General features: G+C 43.9%; 23 protein-coding genes. 8 read left to right on the forward strand and 15 right to left on the reverse strand.

The genetic code is table 11. From position 1 onward, the window contains the following. Positions 1-451: 451 nt before the first annotated feature. Positions 452-1,420, reverse strand: a complete 969-nt coding sequence (locus tag O9295_RS23620; protein ID WP_242034538.1) for an endonuclease/exonuclease/phosphatase family protein — start codon at positions 1,418-1,420, stop codon at positions 452-454. A gap of 761 nt (positions 1,421-2,181) precedes the next feature. Here O9295_RS23620 and O9295_RS23625 point away from each other — a divergent pair. The 3 genes from O9295_RS23625 (at position 2,182) to O9295_RS23635 (ending at position 4,555) form a co-directional block, all read left to right on the forward strand. After that, positions 2,182-2,370, forward strand: coding sequence for a type II toxin-antitoxin system RelE/ParE family toxin (locus O9295_RS23625; RefSeq protein ID WP_502846521.1), 189 nt, complete (start codon positions 2,182-2,184; stop codon positions 2,368-2,370). Positions 2,371-2,443: 73 nt separating this feature from the next. Continuing rightward, positions 2,444-2,755 carry a HigA family addiction module antitoxin gene (locus O9295_RS23630; RefSeq protein WP_288035753.1) on the forward strand — a complete coding sequence of 104 codons (312 nt, stop codon included), beginning with the start codon at positions 2,444-2,446 and terminating at the stop codon, positions 2,753-2,755. Between the two features lie 363 nt (positions 2,756-3,118). Continuing rightward, positions 3,119-4,555, forward strand: coding sequence for a folate/biopterin family MFS transporter (locus O9295_RS23635; protein ID WP_288035756.1), 1,437 nt, complete (start codon positions 3,119-3,121; stop codon positions 4,553-4,555). A 58-nt stretch (positions 4,556-4,613) separates the two neighbouring features. On the opposite strand, the gene O9295_RS23640 is transcribed toward O9295_RS23635, so the two are convergent. From O9295_RS23640 to O9295_RS23665, 6 genes are all read right to left on the reverse strand, one after another. Further along, on the reverse strand, positions 4,614-4,889 hold the full coding sequence (locus O9295_RS23640; protein WP_272083013.1) for a type II toxin-antitoxin system YafQ family toxin: 276 nt from the start codon (positions 4,887-4,889) through the stop codon (positions 4,614-4,616). Further along, entirely contained in the window at positions 4,883-5,167 is a 285-nt protein-coding gene (locus tag O9295_RS23645; RefSeq protein WP_045356234.1) for a type II toxin-antitoxin system RelB/DinJ family antitoxin, read from the reverse strand. Before O9295_RS23645 ends, O9295_RS23640 begins: the two co-directional genes overlap by 7 nt. Positions 5,168-5,244: 77 nt before the next feature. Further along, positions 5,245-5,469, reverse strand: coding sequence for a type II toxin-antitoxin system HicA family toxin (locus O9295_RS23650; RefSeq protein WP_002733933.1), 225 nt, complete (start codon positions 5,467-5,469; stop codon positions 5,245-5,247). After that, positions 5,466-5,678 (reverse strand): type II toxin-antitoxin system HicB family antitoxin, encoded by a 213-nt coding sequence (locus tag O9295_RS23655; protein ID WP_002734412.1) that lies wholly within the window; start codon positions 5,676-5,678, stop codon positions 5,466-5,468. The genes O9295_RS23650 and O9295_RS23655 overlap by 4 nt, the downstream gene beginning before the upstream one ends. 67 nt (positions 5,679-5,745) lie before the next feature. Continuing rightward, the gene (locus O9295_RS23660; protein ID WP_012264432.1) at positions 5,746-5,919 is read right to left on the reverse strand and encodes a hypothetical protein; all 174 of its coding nucleotides are present in this window, start codon (positions 5,917-5,919) and stop codon (positions 5,746-5,748) included. Positions 5,920-5,921: 2 nt separating this feature from the next. Then, positions 5,922-6,260 carry a hypothetical protein gene (locus O9295_RS23665; RefSeq protein WP_287738136.1) on the reverse strand — a complete coding sequence of 113 codons (339 nt, stop codon included), beginning with the start codon at positions 6,258-6,260 and terminating at the stop codon, positions 5,922-5,924. 142 nt (positions 6,261-6,402) lie between these two features. On the opposite strand from O9295_RS23665, the gene O9295_RS23670 reads away from it, so the two are divergent. Both O9295_RS23670 and O9295_RS23675 read left to right on the forward strand, forming a co-directional pair. Continuing rightward, positions 6,403-6,702, forward strand: a complete 300-nt coding sequence (locus O9295_RS23670) for a type II toxin-antitoxin system Phd/YefM family antitoxin (protein ID WP_002763657.1) — start codon at positions 6,403-6,405, stop codon at positions 6,700-6,702. Continuing rightward, positions 6,686-6,958: a Txe/YoeB family addiction module toxin gene (locus O9295_RS23675; RefSeq protein WP_012264430.1), complete on the forward strand. Its 273-nt coding sequence runs from the start codon at positions 6,686-6,688 to the stop codon at positions 6,956-6,958. The genes O9295_RS23670 and O9295_RS23675 overlap by 17 nt, the downstream gene beginning before the upstream one ends. Before the next feature lie 73 nt (positions 6,959-7,031). Here the strand turns inward: O9295_RS23675 and O9295_RS23680 are convergent, their stop codons facing one another. Beyond that, positions 7,032-7,751, reverse strand: a complete 720-nt coding sequence (locus O9295_RS23680) for a PEP-CTERM sorting domain-containing protein (protein ID WP_288035759.1) — start codon at positions 7,749-7,751, stop codon at positions 7,032-7,034. 417 nt (positions 7,752-8,168) lie between these two features. Between O9295_RS23680 and O9295_RS23685 the strand changes: the two genes are divergently transcribed. Together O9295_RS23685 and O9295_RS23690 are read left to right on the forward strand one after the other, a co-directional pair. Next, the gene (locus O9295_RS23685) at positions 8,169-10,340 is read left to right on the forward strand and encodes a glutamine synthetase III family protein (RefSeq protein ID WP_288035761.1); all 2,172 of its coding nucleotides are present in this window, start codon (positions 8,169-8,171) and stop codon (positions 10,338-10,340) included. Between the two features lie 404 nt (positions 10,341-10,744). Then, complete coding sequence (locus O9295_RS23690) at positions 10,745-12,214, forward strand: carotenoid oxygenase family protein (RefSeq protein ID WP_288035764.1); 1,470 nt, start codon at positions 10,745-10,747, stop codon at positions 12,212-12,214. Positions 12,215-12,258: 44 nt separating this feature from the next. Here O9295_RS23690 and O9295_RS23695 read toward each other — a convergent pair whose 3' ends face one another. The 6 genes from O9295_RS23695 to grxC all read right to left on the reverse strand — a co-directional run bounded on the left by O9295_RS23695 (position 12,259) and on the right by grxC (position 16,684). Beyond that, positions 12,259-13,134 carry a Tab2/Atab2 family RNA-binding protein gene (locus O9295_RS23695; protein WP_288035765.1) on the reverse strand — a complete coding sequence of 292 codons (876 nt, stop codon included), beginning with the start codon at positions 13,132-13,134 and terminating at the stop codon, positions 12,259-12,261. Between the two features lie 234 nt (positions 13,135-13,368). Further along, positions 13,369-14,388 (reverse strand): glycosyltransferase, encoded by a 1,020-nt coding sequence (locus tag O9295_RS23700; protein ID WP_288035766.1) that lies wholly within the window; start codon positions 14,386-14,388, stop codon positions 13,369-13,371. A gap of 258 nt (positions 14,389-14,646) precedes the next feature. Continuing rightward, positions 14,647-14,952, reverse strand: coding sequence for a DUF3593 domain-containing protein (locus O9295_RS23705; RefSeq protein ID WP_061430497.1), 306 nt, complete (start codon positions 14,950-14,952; stop codon positions 14,647-14,649). Next, positions 14,945-15,256, reverse strand: coding sequence for a DUF2499 domain-containing protein (locus O9295_RS23710; RefSeq protein ID WP_002734463.1), 312 nt, complete (start codon positions 15,254-15,256; stop codon positions 14,945-14,947). The genes O9295_RS23705 and O9295_RS23710 overlap by 8 nt, the downstream gene beginning before the upstream one ends. A gap of 171 nt (positions 15,257-15,427) precedes the next feature. Continuing rightward, complete coding sequence (gene gshB, locus O9295_RS23715) at positions 15,428-16,408, reverse strand: glutathione synthase (RefSeq protein WP_288035767.1); 981 nt, start codon at positions 16,406-16,408, stop codon at positions 15,428-15,430. Positions 16,409-16,423: 15 nt separating this feature from the next. Continuing rightward, a complete protein-coding gene (gene grxC / locus O9295_RS23720) occupies positions 16,424-16,684 on the reverse strand; it encodes a glutaredoxin 3 (protein ID WP_002803525.1) in 261 nt (86 codons plus the stop codon). A 470-nt stretch (positions 16,685-17,154) separates the two neighbouring features. Here grxC and O9295_RS23725 point away from each other — a divergent pair, with 470 nt between their 5' ends. Further along, positions 17,155-17,595 carry a hypothetical protein gene (locus tag O9295_RS23725; RefSeq protein WP_061430501.1) on the forward strand — a complete coding sequence of 147 codons (441 nt, stop codon included), beginning with the start codon at positions 17,155-17,157 and terminating at the stop codon, positions 17,593-17,595. Here O9295_RS23725 and O9295_RS23730 read toward each other — a convergent pair. Continuing rightward, complete coding sequence (locus tag O9295_RS23730; protein WP_061430502.1) at positions 17,592-17,879, reverse strand: YggT family protein; 288 nt, start codon at positions 17,877-17,879, stop codon at positions 17,592-17,594. The genes O9295_RS23725 and O9295_RS23730 overlap by 4 nt on opposite strands. Positions 17,880-18,390 lie beyond the last annotated feature (511 nt).

Raw genomic sequence — 18,390 nt, forward strand, 5'->3', positions numbered from 1 at the left:
ACGGGACAAAGGGTTAACCTCGATTTATGATTTTCCTTGATATATCTGGGTTTCAGCGATTTTGGGCTTCTCGAAGTAAATCCCAAGCGGGGATTGGAGTTGAAGCTTTTCTCGATTTGTTTTTTGTCTAAGTCCCAATAGGGGGGCATAAATCGACTAAATCCTTATCTGGCAAGAGATTTAATTGATTAGTTCGCTCTAGATCAAAAACAATTAACAAAAATCGCCAAATGTCTTTCTCTATAAGAGTTTCATTCCTTATAACCCTGTACGTTGCATAACACAAACCGAAGTAACCTTTGGGGTGGTTGGGTTTCGCTTAAACAAGCGACTTGAGCTATTTTCGACCCAGTATTGTTGCGCTCAACCCAACCTACGAGCGATGCGATCGCACTACGGCAATAGCGATCGCAACAGCAATGCGATCGCTATGAACCTGAGCTAAAACAAGCTACATCACGCGTAGTTTTGCAATCACTGGACGATGATCAGATACACCTGAAGGCAGTGTGATGACCTGATCAACCCTGACATTTTGGCTGACGAAAATGTGGTCAATGGGAATTTTTAGAGCTTGTTTCCAATGATCGAGATGGGATAGTGATCGCGCTTCGTCAGTATAAAACCAGGTTGGATTTAGTCCATGCCCTAGATTGACACTGCGTAATCCTGAGTTAATGATAAAGTTGCGAAAATAAATCGACCAGGAGGTGAGGTTAAAGTCACCCATTATTACGGTAGTGATTGACTGCTGTGCTGCATAGGCTGCCAGGGCCACCATCGCCTGGTTACGATTGATAAAGTTAGGCATGGATATAGGGGCAAGGGGATGGGCAACAACAACCCGAATGGGGTGTCCTGTCACATTAACGCTTGCGAATAGGCTATGGTGGCGGGTTCCCAAGTTGTCAGTCGTCGCCTCTGTAATGGGATAGCGGCTAAATAAACTCAGTCCGCCTCCCGTTGCGCGGTAATAGTAAGGATAAAGATCCTGCACATTGTCTAGTAGCTCTGCTGCCTGCTCCTTGAACGGTTCAACTAACCCGAATACATCTACGGGATTTGCCCGAACCAGGTCAGTCACGGCACTGGTCTCCCATAGTTGGTAGTTGACGTTGTAGGTCATTACAGTCAATGGGAAACCACCAGTTCTAGCATCTCGCAACCTCGGAACATACCAGGTACCAATTGTGCTGGCATAAAACCCCAGTCCGACAGCTAACGTGATCATCAATTTCCAGCGCGAAGGGCGGAACCTGGGTAAAAACAGAGCCAACAGCAAGATCAAAGTCAAGCCCGCAAACCAAAGATAGCCTGTCCCCAAAATCTCAAAAAACCATAGCTTATACCATACTCCAGGGGTGAAGCTGATTAGCAACAGGCTAAGTGCCATCGACCACAGCAAAATACTGGTCAGCATAACATCTATTGAAAATCCAATGACTTTGTCACCGGGGACTAACTAGATATTATACGAAAACTTTCTACACATCACCCCCAATACACATTTTAAAAAAAATCTTTCTCTATATCACCCTCAAATAGAGCGATCGCAAGAAAATTTCCCGACAACATGACAATGAGCCTGTTATGCCGATTAGCACATTTTTTTATGAACCCTCCACCACTACCAGAGCAGCGATCATACTAATGTAAGAAATAGATGATCTATCCCCAATTAAGTGCTAATCTGGCAGAGGATATTAGATTACCTAGACTTATCAACTTCAATGAATGAGTAAGGTGCGTTCCCCAAAATCGATCGGTGCAGTAGTAAGCTAAGACGCATTTAAAGCACTTATTCTTAAGATTAGCCGAATCTCCCCCAATCCCTTTACTGTTGCCTCTTGCCTCTTGCCTCTTGCCTCGTCTCAACAAGCAATTTAAATGCTTAACAGCTTAGGACTTGCATTAGGGAACGCACCCTAGGGCGATAGCGATCGCACTAGAACCCCTTTTGCTTTCATAGTAGTTTGAGCCTTGACATTTGTAACCTTCCACATTACAGTGGAGTTGTAACCTACAAAGTTACAAAAAATATATTTATGTATAAAATTAAACTGTCATTAAACTGTTATAGACCAAGATTTAATATGAAATATAGGAGAAATCCATTGAATGATACAAACTTTTAGAGATAAGGCATTAGAAAGATGATTAAAAGAAGGTAATGCAAAAGGTATACCCAAAGATTTAGAAAAAAGCATAAGGAGAAGACTTGAAGTGATAGATTCTGCAACAGCTATAGATGACCTTAGAATACCGGGTTATGATTTACACCAGCTTAAAGGGGATAGAAGAGAAACTTGGTCAATAAAGGTATCAGGTAACTGGCGTATTACTTTCACATTTAGAAATAATGATGCCTAGGATTTAAACCTTGAAGATTATCACTGACTATAACGAAAAACAAAGAGTTTTGATTCAAACAGGAAAATAATTTATGAAAGACTTACAAGATATTATTAATGGGAGGCAAATAAGACCAGTGCATCCTGGAGAGGTCATTTCAGATGTGCTTGAAGAGCTTGAAATGACTCAAACAACCTTTGCTGAGTTTCTCGGTGTGTCTCGGCGCACTGTTAATGAAATTATTCAAGGTCGAAGACCAATCACGGTAGACATGGCAATTCGTATTGGGAAAACCTTAGGGAATGGTCCTCAACTTTGGCTCAACCTTCAGCAAAAGGTTGACATCTGGGATGCGATACAAAAGCATAAGGAAGAATATAAAAAATTGCCAACGATAGCATAACGGGATACATCTATCCTGGCTTGCTAGTTAAGTTTAAATTGTGATATGAACTCTTATCTCGACAGGTAAGAGTTCATATAGCATTCTGCTGAAGATTCGACAGATAAGCATTTTTTCCAGAATCTTTCCCTATATTACTCTCAAATATAGCGATCGCAAGAAAATTTCCCGACAACATGACAATGAGCCTGTTATGCCGATTGGGGATGGGGAAGTGGGGAGCAGGGAAATTCAACTAAAACCCTAAAACCCAATACCCAACCGCCAAAACCTAAAGCTCAACAGTTAAACCCTAACAGCTAACGCACCGATCGAGCGCTCAATCATTATTATAGAGACAGTAACAAATATTTATGAAACTTCATGCTTATTAATCGCCTTGGCATCGATCGCGGGAAAAAATTCCTTAAAGAGAGTATCTTATTCGGAAATGACCCTAATCCCGAATTAATTGGCATTTTAGGGGTTTATTTCGTGCAGGGCATTCTCGGACTCTCCCGATTAGCGGTTAGCTTTTTTTTAAAAGACGATTTGGCCTTGAGTCCCTCCCAGATGGGGGCATTAATCGGAGTGGCGGCGATTCCTTGGGTGATTAAACCAGCTTTTGGCTTTCTTTCGGATGGTTTGCCTATTTTCGGCTATCGTCGTCGGCCCTACCTCATTTTATCGGGAATTCTCGGGGTTTTAGCTTGGTTGGCCCTAGCCACTGTGGTGGAGAATGCTTGGCAAGCTACGGCGGCGATCCTGCTTGGTTCCCTTTCTGTCACCATTAGTGATGTCATCGTCGATTCTTTGGTAGTAGAAAGGGCGCGCAAAGAGTCCTTAACTCAATCCGGTTCTCTACAGTCCTTAACTTGGGGAATATCGGCGTTAGGCGGCTTAATTACGGCTTATCTGGGAGGTTGGTTACTGGCACACCTCGGTACTCGTCCTGTCTTCGCTCTCACGGCTATTTTTCCCCTGATTGCCTCAGCCATGGCGTTTTTAATTACAGAGGAAAAAATCAAGAATAATGATGAATCACAATCCACGCCGAAAGTCAAGGAGCAAATCGGGCAATTATGGTCAGCAATTAGACAAAAATCAATTTTATTACCCACTGCCTTTATTTTCCTCTGGCAGGCTACTCCTAGCGCCGATTCTGCCTTTTTCTACTTCACCACCAACGAGTTAGGATTTGAACCAGAATTTTTAGGACGAGTGCGCTTAGTCACCAGTTTAGCCTCGATCCTGGGCATCTGGGTATATCAAAGGTTTTTAAAAGCGATTTCCTTCCGTCTAATTTTGGGTTGGAGTACGGTGATTTCTGCGCTTTTAGGGATGACTACCCTACTCTTAGTTACCCATACTAATCGAGCGCTCGGTATTGACGATCATTGGTTTAGTTTGGGGGATAGTCTCATCCTCACCGTCATGGGACAAATTGCCTTTTTACCGGTCTTAATTTTATCGGCCCGTCTTTGTCCCGTGGGCATTGAAGCATCTCTATTCGCTTTATTAATGTCCATCTGGAATATGTCAGGATTAGTTTCCCAAGAAATCGGGGCTTTATTAACCCATTGGTTGGGAGTTACCGAAACTAATTTTGATAACCTTTGGTTATTGGTGGTGATTACTAATCTCTCTACTCTCCTACCTTTACCCCTAATTAAATGGCTACCTTCTACGGATCCGCAATCTCAGGAAGTCAAGAAAACTTTTCCCCCCGCAGAAGTCTTTGAACATCATGTTACTGGTTCTTTAGCTGAACCAGGTTTTATTCCCGAACTTGTCCCCGAATTAATCGACACAAGAGATTGACAGTCCAGAAAACGGGTTTCTCAAAGAAACCCGTTTTCTAAGGGAATGGTTAAGAAGACTATTTAAACAGATCCGAATGAGTCCCAGTCCGAACGAGTGTTAAGCTTTCCTCATCTCGCTCAATCTTGTAGAGCAATAACCAATCTGGCTCGATATGGCACTCACGATAACCGGACCAATCTCCAACGAGATTATGATCTCGGTATCGCTCTGGTAGTATTTGTTCTTGCACCAGGAGTTCCACTACAGTTTTTAACTTTTCCAAGTCTTTACCCCGTTTTTTCATCTGCCTCAAATCGCGTCGAAAGCGGGTGCTTTCCTGTGGGGTTAACATTCCCCTGTATCCTTGTTCCAATCCTCGAACATCTGCCCGACGCTACTATAACGCTTAAGACGCTCAGGATGTTTTTCTACTTCTTCAATGGCGGCGAGCGTTTCTGTATTAGGAATTTGAACATCAAAGGGAAAACCTTGATGACAATCGACATCAGATAAGGCTGGATGCTGAATTTTTTGTAGGAGAAGCTGTTGTTCTTCGTCAGTTAAAGAAAGGATAATTTGAGCAAGGGAATCAATTAGTTTAGTATTGATTGCAGTAGCAGATTGACTCATATAGCGTTTACATTGTTTAATAGTATATTTTTGAATTGGCGATTTATGAGCGGTTGTTTCGACTCTGGCAAATCAAGCTAAAGGAGAGTTTTAAACTCTGCCACTGTCAATCCCGCTTGACGAATGATAGATCTCAGTGTTCCCTTAGCCACTTCTCGATGGTCAGGGATGGTGATGCGTCGATAGGGATAGGCTTTTTGTCTGAGTATGATATGACTTCCTCGCTGCCGATCTAATTCGTAGCCAATCTTGCCCAGTGCTTTAACGACTTGGCGACCAGCGATAGGAGGGAGTTCACTCATAATTTAACCTCTACCAGTTCCTCAGAAATTGGTGGTGGAATCGGTTCATTGTGCGCTTCTAGGCTTTCTAGATATAAAGCAATTGCTTCCTGAATGTTGGCGAGTAACTCTTCCCGGGTATTGCCTTGAGAAATACAGCCGGGTAGGGAGGGAACTTCAGCCACATAAATGCCATCTTCATCTTGCTCAATTAAGACGCGATATTTCATGGGTTTGTCCTTGCTTTGAATTGATTGTTCCAGAAAACCCGTTTTCTAAGGGGTTTTGCATTTTTTGTCAGGTTTTTTCTAGCTGTTGTCTTCGTCTTTGACGATTTTCCGCTTCTAAGCGACTAATCGCTTCTTCTAATTGTAATCCAACTAATTCCATCTCTTGACAATTGCGGTGTGCTTTTGCCAAAGTTTGCTTAAGTTGATCAGAATCCCGGGGAAGCTGAGGAACAAAATCCATATTTAACTCCATTCAAGTTTAATTTCTTCGACACTACGCATCAAGGCAGGAATCCGCACTTGGGTTGTCTTAATGACTTCTTCTATAAATCTTAGCAAATCAGGAGAAATCATCGGTTGAGATTGAGCGGCACGAATTTCTAAGTTTGATAGCTGAGAAAACCGAGATTCTGCTTGGAGGGCAATTTCTGTGAGTTGCTCTAAACTGTCTAGGGTTTCTGCTGTTTCACCAAAACGGTTTAAGATGGCAAATTCTACAGCTTTAGATTCGTCAACAATGTCTAATAGCCTATTTTTCAGATTGATGATCAGTTGTTTTGACTCTGGCGATAATTTTGCCATTTTTCTCAGCTTACCATACTGGCCAATCTACTGATTCCAGTCTAGCGATCGCCCTAAGTCCAGAAAACGGGTTTCTTTAAAAAACCCGTTTTCTCAGTTGATGAAATAAGCTAAAATCGAATCAACTCGTTGCCCTCGCCTTATGTTTTCTATCCAAACTACCTACACTCAAGCTCAAGAAAATTTAGCGAGCCTTCTGGATCGACTGGAAAGCGAGAATAGTATGGCGATTATTACGCGCCCTGGTCATAAAGATATGGCACTATTAAGCGCAGAGGAATTAACTGGCTTATTAGAAACCGTTTATCTTTTGCGATCGCCTGCGAATGCTCGAAAGTTATTGGCAGCACTGGAACGTTCAATGGAGAGGGACGTTCAAACAATACCGGGACAGACAGTTACAGAACTTTGTCAGGAGTTAGGAATTGAACGCCAAGAGTAGGGCAATTGTCTTTGATCACCAATTTCGAGAAGATTTAAGATGGTGGTATAAAACAGATAAAAAAATCGCCTTTCGCCTACTCGATCTCGTAGAATCTGTCACCGCCGATCCCTTTACTGGAATAGGCAAACCAGAACCCATAAAGTATCTTGAAGCTAATACTTGGTCACGCCGAATTACCACAGAACACCGTCTAGTCTATCGAGTCAAAGATGACCGCATTGAGTTTTTAGCAGCACGATATCACTATACTTAAACAGCTTATGAAGATATTCCAGAAAACGGGTTTCTCAAAGAAACCCGTTTTCTTCTCAAAGAAACCCGTTTTCTCAGTTCCAATGGCGCCTAAATGCCGCTGCCGTTCCTAGTAAGCCTAAAGCCAGCAAACCTAAGCCAGAACTTGATTCAGGAACAGGAACAGTCTGGGCAAAGCGAACTTCAGAGAGACCAATAGGCCCTGGTGCTGTCCAACCAACGAACCAATTGTTTGCTACATCAATTCTAGCATATTGGGCTTGAATTAAAGGAAAGGAAAAGATTGTCGCTGGTATGTTAGTTGCCGTACCTTCAGGTAGTGTTAGGGTTCCTGATACATAAACTGGACTGCTAAAGTCGGAGTTATTGGAGAGAATTAGTGTGAAATCCTTGATTCCGCGATCAGTAGCTGTGGTATTAAAAGCGTTGTAATTCCACAAAGCCAAGGTATCTAAGAACACAGAACTGCCAAAATCAAAATCAAGATTGACATCAGCAGGAGTCGTCCCGCTTTCTAAACGTACTCCCCAGAAATTAGCTCCATTGCTACCTCCGACGTGCTGTTGCTGCAAAGCGTTTCCAGGTCCAGTCAACCCATTGCCGTTGGCAGTGTTGACTAAGGCTCCAACGGTGAGAGTAGCAGTGCCTGCATTAAGCGTTAAGGTTGGAGTCGGATTGTAGATGATCGGCAGCGCTTGGACGGGGAGGATAGTCAGTCCAGCGATCGCGCTAACTGTGCCAGCGAAGACAACACCAGCCAGAGAGAGAGATTTGAAGTTAGTTGTAAAATTCATGGGCAATTTTGGGCAAATTCCACCAGCATTCTACCCCCCCCCCCGATTTTGTCAAATATCGCTTTTTTATCGATTGCATAGATGTATAGAGTTTTATCTCCAGAAAACGGGTTTCTCAAAGAAACCCGTTTTCTCAGTGCGATCGCTGGTGGAAGATCGGGTTTGGGATATTTGTAATGTTTGATACAAATCTCTCGATCATCTGTTCTTAAGATTAAGGCTGGTGTTGCTAATTGATCGGGAAAGAGGCAGGCGCAAGCAGATAAAAACCGCAGAGAAGCTTGTGCCGTGGGATCAAAATTATTAAGCGGAGAATAGCCTCTGACCGGAATTCAACATCAAAATCAGTAGGAAACTTGTCATCGCCTAAGTAAAGTAACCCTTCATCCACGACACAACACAATAGGAAAAATACTTATGAGTTATGGAACGCGTGTTCAAGCTATCTCTCAAGTAACGGATCGTAAACCCCTACCTAGCAAAATTCCTCAACGTTTAGAGGCCCTCTGGGCAACCGATGTCTTTACCCTGAGCAAAATGCAGGCCAGTCTTCCCAAAGACGTATTCAAATCGGTCAAAAACACGATTTTAACCGGGGGAAAATTAGACGTTTCCATCGCCAGTGCGGTAGCGGCAGCGATGAAAGATTGGGCCACGTCCAAAGGGGCGCTGTACTATGCTCACGTCTTCTATCCGATGACTAACGCCACCGCCGAAAAACACGATGGTTTTATCTCCGTGCAGAGCGACGGTTCGGTGATCACAGAATTTACGGGCAAAGTCTTAGTACAGGGAGAACCGGACGGGTCTTCCTTTCCTAACGGCGGACTTCGCTCCACCTTTGAAGCGCGGGGTTACACCGCTTGGGATGTCACCAGTCCCGCCTACGTCATGGAGACGGATAATGGTGTCACCCTGTGTATCCCCACGGTTTTCATCTCTTGGACAGGAGAAGCCCTCGACAAAAAAACGCCGCTTTTGCGTTCGATTTCATCGATGAGTAAAGCCGCCACCAGGGTGCTTAAACTATTAGGACATACGGAAGTCGCCCCCGTTAACTCCAGCTGCGGCGCTGAACAGGAATATTTCCTAGTCGATGCTCATTTTGCCCATAGTCGCCCCGATTTACTGCTCACCGGTCGCACCCTATTTGGTAAACCCGCCGCCAAGGGTCAACAGTTCGACGATCATTATTTTGGCGCGATTCCCGAACGGGTTCAGGTGTTTATGCAGGAAGTAGAGGAAAGAATGTATCGCCTCGGCATTCCGGCCAAAACCCGCCATAATGAAGTCGCTCCCGGACAGTTCGAGATTGCCCCCTTTTTCGAGGCGGCTAACGTGGCCAGTGACCATCAGCAGTTAATTATGACTTTGCTGAAAAGTACGGCTAAAAAACACGGTTTTGTTTGCCTACTGCACGAAAAACCCTTTGCGGGAATTAATGGTTCGGGAAAACACGTTAACTGGTCCGTCGGCAACGCCACCCAGGGCAATCTGTTAGATCCGGGCGATACTCCCCACGCTAATATGCAGTTTTTGTTATTCTGTGGGGCGGTAATTCGTGGCGTTCACAAGTACGGGCCGCTTTTACGCGCAGTGGTGGCTACCGCCAGCAATGATCACCGTTTGGGGGCAAATGAAGCTCCTCCCGCCATTATTTCGGTATATTTGGGCAGCCAGTTAGAAAAGGTATTCGACCAAATTAGCCAAGGCCGAATTGAGGGTTCTGATGCCCCGGGGTTGATGGATCTCGGTGTCGATACCCTGCCGGTATTCCCCAAAGATCCTGGCGATCGCAATCGTACCTCTCCTTTTGCTTTTACGGGCAATCGCTTTGAATTCCGCGCCGTGGGTTCTAATCAGTCAGTTTCCGGGCCGCTGGTGGCGATGAACACGATTCTAGCGGATTCCCTGACTTGGGTGGCGGATAACTTAGAAAGCCGGATGAAAGCAGGGGAAGACCTCAAGACTGCTGCCCAGGGTGTTCTCAAGGAGATCATGGACAAACACAGAAATGTGATCTTCGGAGGTAACGGATATTCCCCGGAATGGCACAAAATGGCGGTAGAAGAGCGCGGTTTGGCTAATCTCCGCACCACTGCCGATGCTTTACCCGTGCTGAAAGCCGATTATATCGAAGAACTGTTTGCCCGCATGGGTGTGCTTACCCCCGTTGAACTGGAAAGTCGTTTCGATGTCTATGCAGAACAGTATTTACTGGCCATCGAGGTGGAGGCGAAACTGGTGGTAAGTATGGCTAAAACGATTATTTATCCCGCTGCCGTTCGCTACTTGTCGGAATTGTCTTTGGCGATCTCTAATGCGGCGGCGATCGGCATCGAGATGGATAAGGAAAGCGCCCAAACCGTCTCGAATCTAATTAAATTACTGATGGATGGCGTTAGCAAACTGAGTGAGGCCACGGCTAAAGACGATTTTGACTCGATCGAGGAACATATGCAGCATTCCGCTCAAACAATCCGTCCCTTGATGGATAAGGTGCGCGAATATGCCGACACACTGGAAGGGGAAGTGGCCGACAATTTCTGGCCGCTACCTACCTATCAAGAAATGTTGTTTGTTAAATAACATGACGGCAAGGAGGGGGTAAATAGCTGGAAAAATGATTGGCCACCCCCTTCTTTTTAGCTGTTATCGAAACAACCCTGGGTGCATCTCATTTTTGCCCTCTCAAAAATTAATTATGCAAGAACTCTATAGTAGGGTTGATTCATGAATCAACCCTACCCAAACCCTAGAGCGCATTAGTTTTTCGGTGGGATGCTTACAGGCAGCTGCTGATATATCTGTAATAATTTAAGGGTCACTGATAATTGCTGATTGTCGGTATTTCTGCAAATGTGAGATGCACCCAACAACCCTTGTCTAAAACCTCGCCTTCTAGTCAGATTCTTCCCTCCTGCCTCCTGCCTTCGTTAGCTCTGGTAGTTTTAAGTTATGTTAAGAAAAGTAAATACAAACGTAAAACTACTATGGTATTAACTCCGACAATTGGCGAAAAATCCTATAATCGTCAGGATTGGCAAAAAGGCTATCAATCCCAACCTAACGAGTACGATTACGAGGTAGAAGACATTGAGGGGCAAATTCCCCCCGATTTACAGGGTACAGTCTTTAAAAACGGACCCGGTTTACTCGATATCGCTGGCACGGCGATCGCTCATCCCTTCGATGGGGATGGTATGATCAGCGCGATTAGCTTCAACCATGGGCGCGTACATTATCGTAATCGTTTTGTGAAAACTGAGGGTTATCTCCAGGAACAGAAAGCGGGAAAACCCCTTTATCGCGGTGTTTTCGGCACGAAAAAACCGGGGGGAATTTTCGGCAATGCTTTTGATTTGCGTCTGAAAAATATTGCTAATACTAATGTTATCTACTGGGGTGATAAGTTACTGGCACTTTGGGAAGCGGCCGAACCCCATCGCCTCGATGCTAAAACCCTTGATACTATTGGTTTAGACTATCTCGATGGTATCTTGGAAAAAGGCGATTCTTTTGCCGCTCATCCTCGCATCGATCCCGCTTGTATCTTCGATAATCATCAACCATGTCTGGTAAATTTTGCCATTAAAACGGGTTTGTCGAGTGCCATTACTCTCTACGAAATTAGTCCCACGGGTAAGTTATTACGTCGTCATACCCACAGTATACCTGGCTTCTGTTTTATCCACGATTTTGTTATTACTCCCCACTACGCTATCTTTTTCCAAAACCCGGTTGGTTATAATCCTTTTCCCTTTCTTTTTGGGTTAAAAGGTGCGGGGGAATGCGTCATCAATCAACCGGACAAGTTAACTAAGATTATTATTATCCCCCGGGATCCTAACAAAAGAGAAGTGAAAGTTTTAGAAACTCCATCAGGTTTTGTCTTCCATCATAGCAATGCTTTTGAACAAGGGGAGAAAATTTATATCGATTCTATTTGTTATCAATCCTTACCACAACTGGATTCAAATAGCAGTTTTCAATCGGTAGATTTTGATAGTTTAGCTCCCGGACATCTGTGGCGATTTACACTAAATTTATCAGAAAATACCGTTACAAGAGAATGTATTCTAGAGCATTGTTGTGAGTTTCCCAGCATTAATCCTGCAAAAGTTGGTCGAGATTACCGTTATTTATACATCGCTGCCACTCATCATGCCACTGGTAATGCTCCTTTGCAAGCAATCTTAAAACTGGACTTATTAACAGGAGAAAAACAGTTACATTCTTTTGCTCCCCGGGGATTCGCAGGTGAGCCAATTTTTGTGCCTAAACCCGATGGAATCGCTGAAGATGATGGTTGGTTATTGGTAGTCACCTACGATGCAGCCAATCATCGATCGAATATGGTAATCTTAGATGCTAAAGATATCACTAATTCCCTAGCGGTTATCCATCTTAAACATCATATTCCCTACGGGTTACACGGTAGTTGGACTGGACAATGTTTTTAATTTAATTCCCTAGGGGTGGATTTTCAATCCACCTTTGCTAAACTTTACTCTTGAGAGCCTTCTTGTAATAGCCAAAAACCAGCGAAGGATTCCGATTCAGGGTTAGATTGAACGGCTAAAAAATGCAGATTATTGGCTTTTTGTTTAGCTTCTTCAAAGTTTTTAGCTTCCTTTAAAGTCTCGGTATTAGTGACGTTGACGAGAATCCAGCTATCACTAGCACCAGTTTCTAAACGCAGCAGAGGACGAGAACCAGTTTCTAACTTTAAATAGGCCATTTCTAACCCTGACATCCAACCAGCTAAGGGTAAAGCGCGGGGGGAAAAAATAACTAAACCGGGGATTTTTAGATTCTCATCTAATCCCATCCCTAGTATAGGCAAATTTTCTCCGAAGCTAATATCCCAATCTTTTAAATCATTAAAAGAAGACAATTCTAGCGTGACAAAAGCCCATTTATCTGCCTTATCTCCCCGGACAGCATCGGGAAGGGGAACAGCATTTAAAGGGGGATAATTAACGGAAGCAGTTTTAGTTAAATTTTGATCATAACCAACTTCTTGGGGATAGAAATTAACCATTCTTTCTTCTATCCATCTCGTTAAAGCATGAGTGCGACGACTAGGGGAAGCGGGAACACCGATATCCTCGCAAGCTTTGCTAATCATGTTATTCATCTGACGACGGAAAAAACGAATTTTTTTGGGAGTTACTCCCGCTGCCTTGATAGCTGCAGTAATTGCCTCTCCTAACCATTGGGAATTAACCATCGTATTAGGACAATAACTGGCATATTTAAATATTGTATCGGAGGGGCGATCGATTGTTGCCGGAGTTTCACAGATTAATAATTCCCATCTTTTTTTATTATTTTCATCCACCACCGGCCGCGAATAAAAATCAAGTTCCCAAATAGTCATATTTTTTTCAGTTATCAGTTATCAGTTATCAGTTATCAGTTATCAGAACGTAGGTTGGGTTGAAGCATGAAACCCAACCCCCGCTCATGTTACGCTACCGCTAACCCATTCTACAAATAATTGTGCCTCCCTATTTAAGTGTGCAGTATGTATTAAGTGGGCAGTATTAAATAGCAGCTTCCTACTGTCTTTTTACTGTTCACTGTTTACTGATTACTGATTACTGCTCACTGCTCACTGCTCACTGAAAAATCCCCTATCCCCGACAACAGTACGAACGCGGTAGATAGGACGTTTTTGGGATTCGTGGTAAGTCCGCATCAAAATTTCTGCCAAAAGACCAAAACAGAGTAATTGTACCCCAGTTAAAAAGAATAACACGGCCAGGATTAACAAAGGTCGATCGCCGATTTCTTGTCCGAAACCGAGTTTGAGAATAGTCAGATAAGTGCCTAAAATAATCCCCACTACCATCGATAACAGTCCGTAGAGTCCAAAAATGTGCATCGGACGGGTGAGGAACTTTTTCATAAAAAAGACAGTAAATAAGTCCATAATCACGCGAATTGTGCGACCTAAACCATATTTACTCTGTCCGAACCGTCTAGCGTGGTGATTAACGGGAATTTCGGTTATTTTTGCCCCTTCAATAAAAGCCAATGCGGGTAAAAAACGATGTAATTCCCCGTAGAGATTCATATCGGCAACTAATTCGGCTCGATAGGCTTTCAAAGAACAACCGTAGTCGTGTAATTTGACCCCTGTAACCTTTGCTATTAGCCAATTAGCTATTTTTGAGGGTAAAAGCCGTTTTACCCGGTCATCTTGGCGATTTTTGCGCCAGCCACTCACGAGGTCATAACCTTCCTCTAATTTGGCCAATAATAGGGGTATATCATTGGGATCGTTCTGTAAATCGCCGTCGAGGGTAACGATTATCTGTCCCGTGGCATAATTAAATCCGGCAGCCATGGCGGGGGTTTGTCCGTAGTTGCGTCGCAATATTACCGCCTTGAGATCATCGCGATTTTTGGCTAAATTAGTTAAAACCTCGGTGGAACCGTCCTTAGAACCGTCGTCAACACAGATTATCTCGTAGTTAATTTGATAAGAACGCAAAATTGAGGCGATACTCTCGACGAGATGGGGAATACTGTCCACTTCGTTATATATGGGAACCACTACCGATAAAGTCTGGATAGCAGCCTGCGGGTTGGGTTCGTTGACACTGATGGACGGTGTAATCGGGGACATATTTGACTGACGCGGGGACGTTTTGGGGCGATTGTATCACAATTCAGTGATCAGGAGATAGGAGACAGGAGACAGGAGATAGGAGACAGGAGACAGGAGACAGTATTCAGGAGTCAGTATTCAGGAGATTATTGTTATTTATTCTCCCCACACCCCACTTCCCCACTTCCCCACTTCCCCACTTCCCACACCCTACACCCTACACCCTACACCCCAATTCCCACTTCCCCACACCCCACACCCCACACCCCACACCCCTTATCCCTGTTCCCCTTTCTCTGTTTCCTTTTTCGCTAAAATTGCCTGACGAAAACCTAAGACGACGAGAATATTGGAGAGGGTGAGGAAAAATTCGGCGCTGCCGTGTAACCAATCGACGTTAGCTAATTCTTGACCATAGTGGATTTTGGCGTAGATACCGGCAGGAATGGTGATAAAAACGAAGATTAACAGCACATAAAAGCCAATTAGGGCTAAACGGGGCATTTTTCCCGAACGAGTGACAAACCAAAGAAACCCCAGATAGGGAAACAGGGAGATGGCAAATAAACTGTCTTTATTCATTGTTAACGCTAATTTTACTGGAACGCCACAGCCACCAACCGGCAGCACAGAGGGTAAAATTTCCTAAGACAGTCATGGCTGCCTGTAGGGTGACTAACCAGGATAAGGCACTGATATTATCAAAAAAATGCCATGTACAGGCACACATGGCCCCAATTAAAGCGGGTAACATTCCCCAAGATAACATTCGCCACGATCGATCGCTACTGATGTCGCCATAGGTCCACACTAACCAGATCGCCGCTATCCATTCTACGACACTCGATACATGAACTATCCACGTCGGTATTGATAAAGCATTCATTTTTTTACAGTTATCAGTTATCAGTTATCAGTTATCAGTGGGTAAGTTATCAGTTATCAGTTATCAGTTATCAGATTTGAGTTCTTATCTCGTTCCCAGGTTCTACTTGGGAACCCTTTATTCAGGTTCTACCTGAAGGATATTTTAATAAAGAGCCTTAAATATTGTGTGTCAAGGCCGAGCCTTGGCACAAGCAAAATTTTCTAGCCATTGAATTACCTGTTGAGCTAAACTAACATTGTTTAATCGATCGATCTCGCGAATGCCGGTGGGACTGGTGACATTAACTTCGGTGAGGTAGCCACCAATCACATCTAATCCGACAAAATATAGGCCATCTTCTCGTAATTTTGGGGCTAAAGTGGCACAGATTTCTAATTCTCGATCGCTGATTTCTGTTTTTGCCACTCGTCCACCCACCGCCATATTACCGCGAAATTCTGAACCGGTGGGAATGCGATTAACTGCCCCGATGGGTTCACCATTGAGGACAATAATGCGTTTATCTCCTTCTTGGGCAGCTGGTAAATAATCTTGAATCATTACCGGTTCTTGTCCCCATTTTGTGCTAATTTCAATCATTGAATTGAGATTGCGATCTTCGGGACTAAGAAATAAAATTCCCTCCCCTGCTTTGCCCCCCAAAGGTTTCATAACTGCCGCCCCTTTTTGGTTGACAAATTCCCTAATTGTCGCTTTATCTTGGGAAACAATTGTGGCGGGCATTACCTGAGCAAAGTGAATAGTATATAACTTTTCGTTGGCATGGCGTAAACCCCTAGTTGAGTTAATTACTTGGGTTTTTTGGGGGTCGATCAGGTCTAATAAATAGGTGGCATAAAGATAGGCAATCGTCACGGGTGGGTCTTTTCGCATCCAGACAAAATCGAAGTTTTCTAGGCAGGTAAAAACTGTCTCTTGTCTTTGATACCATTGAGATACAGCCACCCAATGATTATCTTTTAACTCCACGGGAACCAGTTCAATTTTAGTTAGTTTTGCCCAAGCTTTTCCCGCAATCGCACTGAGATCCGTGATGGAAGTCATCCAGACTTCATGGCCTAATAATTGGGACGCTTCCATGATAGCTACACTGGTATCATGGCCCGGATCTAAATACTCGATCGGATCGATAATAAAGGCTAGTTTCATTAATAGTTTTTATCCTTAATTCTGCAACAGGGGAGCTAAACCACCACTTCTATCTAAAGCATAGATGTCATCGCAGCCCCCGATGTGTTGATCGTTTATAAAGATTTGTGGTACACTTGTACGACCATTAGCTCGATCGGACATTTTGGCTCGCGCTCTTTCATCACCATCGATACAATATTCGGTAAACTCCACCCCTTTTTTCTTGAGTAATGCTTTAGCGCGGATACAGAAAGGACAGGAACTCCAAGTATAGATCTCAACATTAGCGGCCATAAAATTTATCTCCCTTCTTTACATATCTTAAATTTTAGCCGATAACCGAGCAGTGATCTTCCTTCAGGTCAGAAAACGCCAATTAGGGCGATTCCACTGATATATTGCTTGTATTTCCCATTCTTCACCGTTTTGAAAGCGAATACGGCAACTAACAGGGGGGAATCATCCTCACTTTCATTTACGGCGTTGTCAGATCAGAATAGGTAAAGATGCAATGCAATCCTTGCTATCAAAGTAATTTCAGTTCCGGTGCTGATTCGGAGCATCTTTCAATTTGACAACGCCTATTGTAGGGCTAATTCATGAATTAGCCCTACACCTATTACCTCACAGGTAAACCCGTCGCAACTATCGGGAGCGTCTGTGGGAATCCATTCCCATGAGAGTCCTAAAAAAGCTGATTTCAAAGGGTGACGATCCACGATAATCTAAGTATTGGGGAAATCATACCGTAAAATCACTCATCTATGACACCACGCTCGCTCACCGTTTTGCTCCTTTCTGTTCTTTTCTGGCTGTCTAGCTGGCTTATCATCCCTATTGCTCAAGCTTTGACCCCAATTCAACTATTAGATGTATCTTACAAAGACTGTCCCCCCGAATTAGCCGAGGGGAGTGTCACCAGTGGGGGAACCAGTTTTCCGGCTAATTGTTTTTTAATCACCGGCAAAGCTAAAAATAATTCCGGCAAAACCGTCTATGATGCCGATGTTTTTGGTCGGATTTACGATGCTAACGGGGAACCGGCTTTACAAAATCGTAGCCGAGTCGGGGCAATTCCAGAAGTGCCGCCGGGGATTAGTGATTTCGAGATCAGAATTTCTGTTTCTACCAATCAACCAACCCCTTTGCGACTGGAAAAATTCAAAGCTTCCGGTTTTACCAGCAGCGTGGATCCGCGGATTTAGAAACTGCTACTGACCAGACTGCTGGCCCCTGTGGCTACGACACTCTGAACAACGTTGAGCAGCAGGAAAGCGAGGATCGGGGAAAAGTCCATCCCGCCTAGGGGTGGGATAATCGAGCGAAAGAGGTTTAAATAGGGATCGGTAATCGGACTGAGAAAAGACATAATCTGATAGGCCCAACCGGCATTTTGGAACCAAGTCAGTAAAACCCTAACAATTAAGATTACCGAGTAAATTTGCAGGAAATTGTTGATTATCGTCAAAATAAACCCTATATCGCTCATAAATAAATCTTTCCTCAAGAGGGCGTGATGGTTAGTTTAGCTTTGATCTTACCAAAAAAATGGTCTTTAGTTACTCTCTCCGCCCTGTCTTACTGGTTTTAACCAGCTATCGGCATTCCTCCCAGTTGACGGACACTGGGTAAGAAAACTGGATACAGCAGTTATCTTAATGGTGAGGTACGAAGTTTTCCTTTTGGGGAGACTCGGATTGTTCAAGTAGGGTTTGCGGCAAAAAGTTTTTCGTGGGGGTAGGGTGTGGGGTGTGGGGTGTGGGGTGTGGGGTTTTACCCATTTTCAGGGAAAAAGTCCAGGAATTTTCCCCCCAATCATTCCAATGGTCGGCAGTTGGCTCTTCTGGTTTCTGTGTGGAAACGAGGTCTATACTGATAGAATATCCGCAAAATAGTCCTAAAAGTCTTGCCCAGTAAGCCTTTCACGATTCCATAAGCAAAAATTATCACACAAAGTCGAGAAGAGCCGGCAGTTTTTGAGGGAAAAAAAGTCTAAAAAC

This window comes from Microcystis sp. LE18-22.4A (genome assembly GCF_027531105.1).
Lineage (GTDB): Bacteria > Cyanobacteriota > Cyanobacteriia > Cyanobacteriales > Microcystaceae > Microcystis > Microcystis aeruginosa.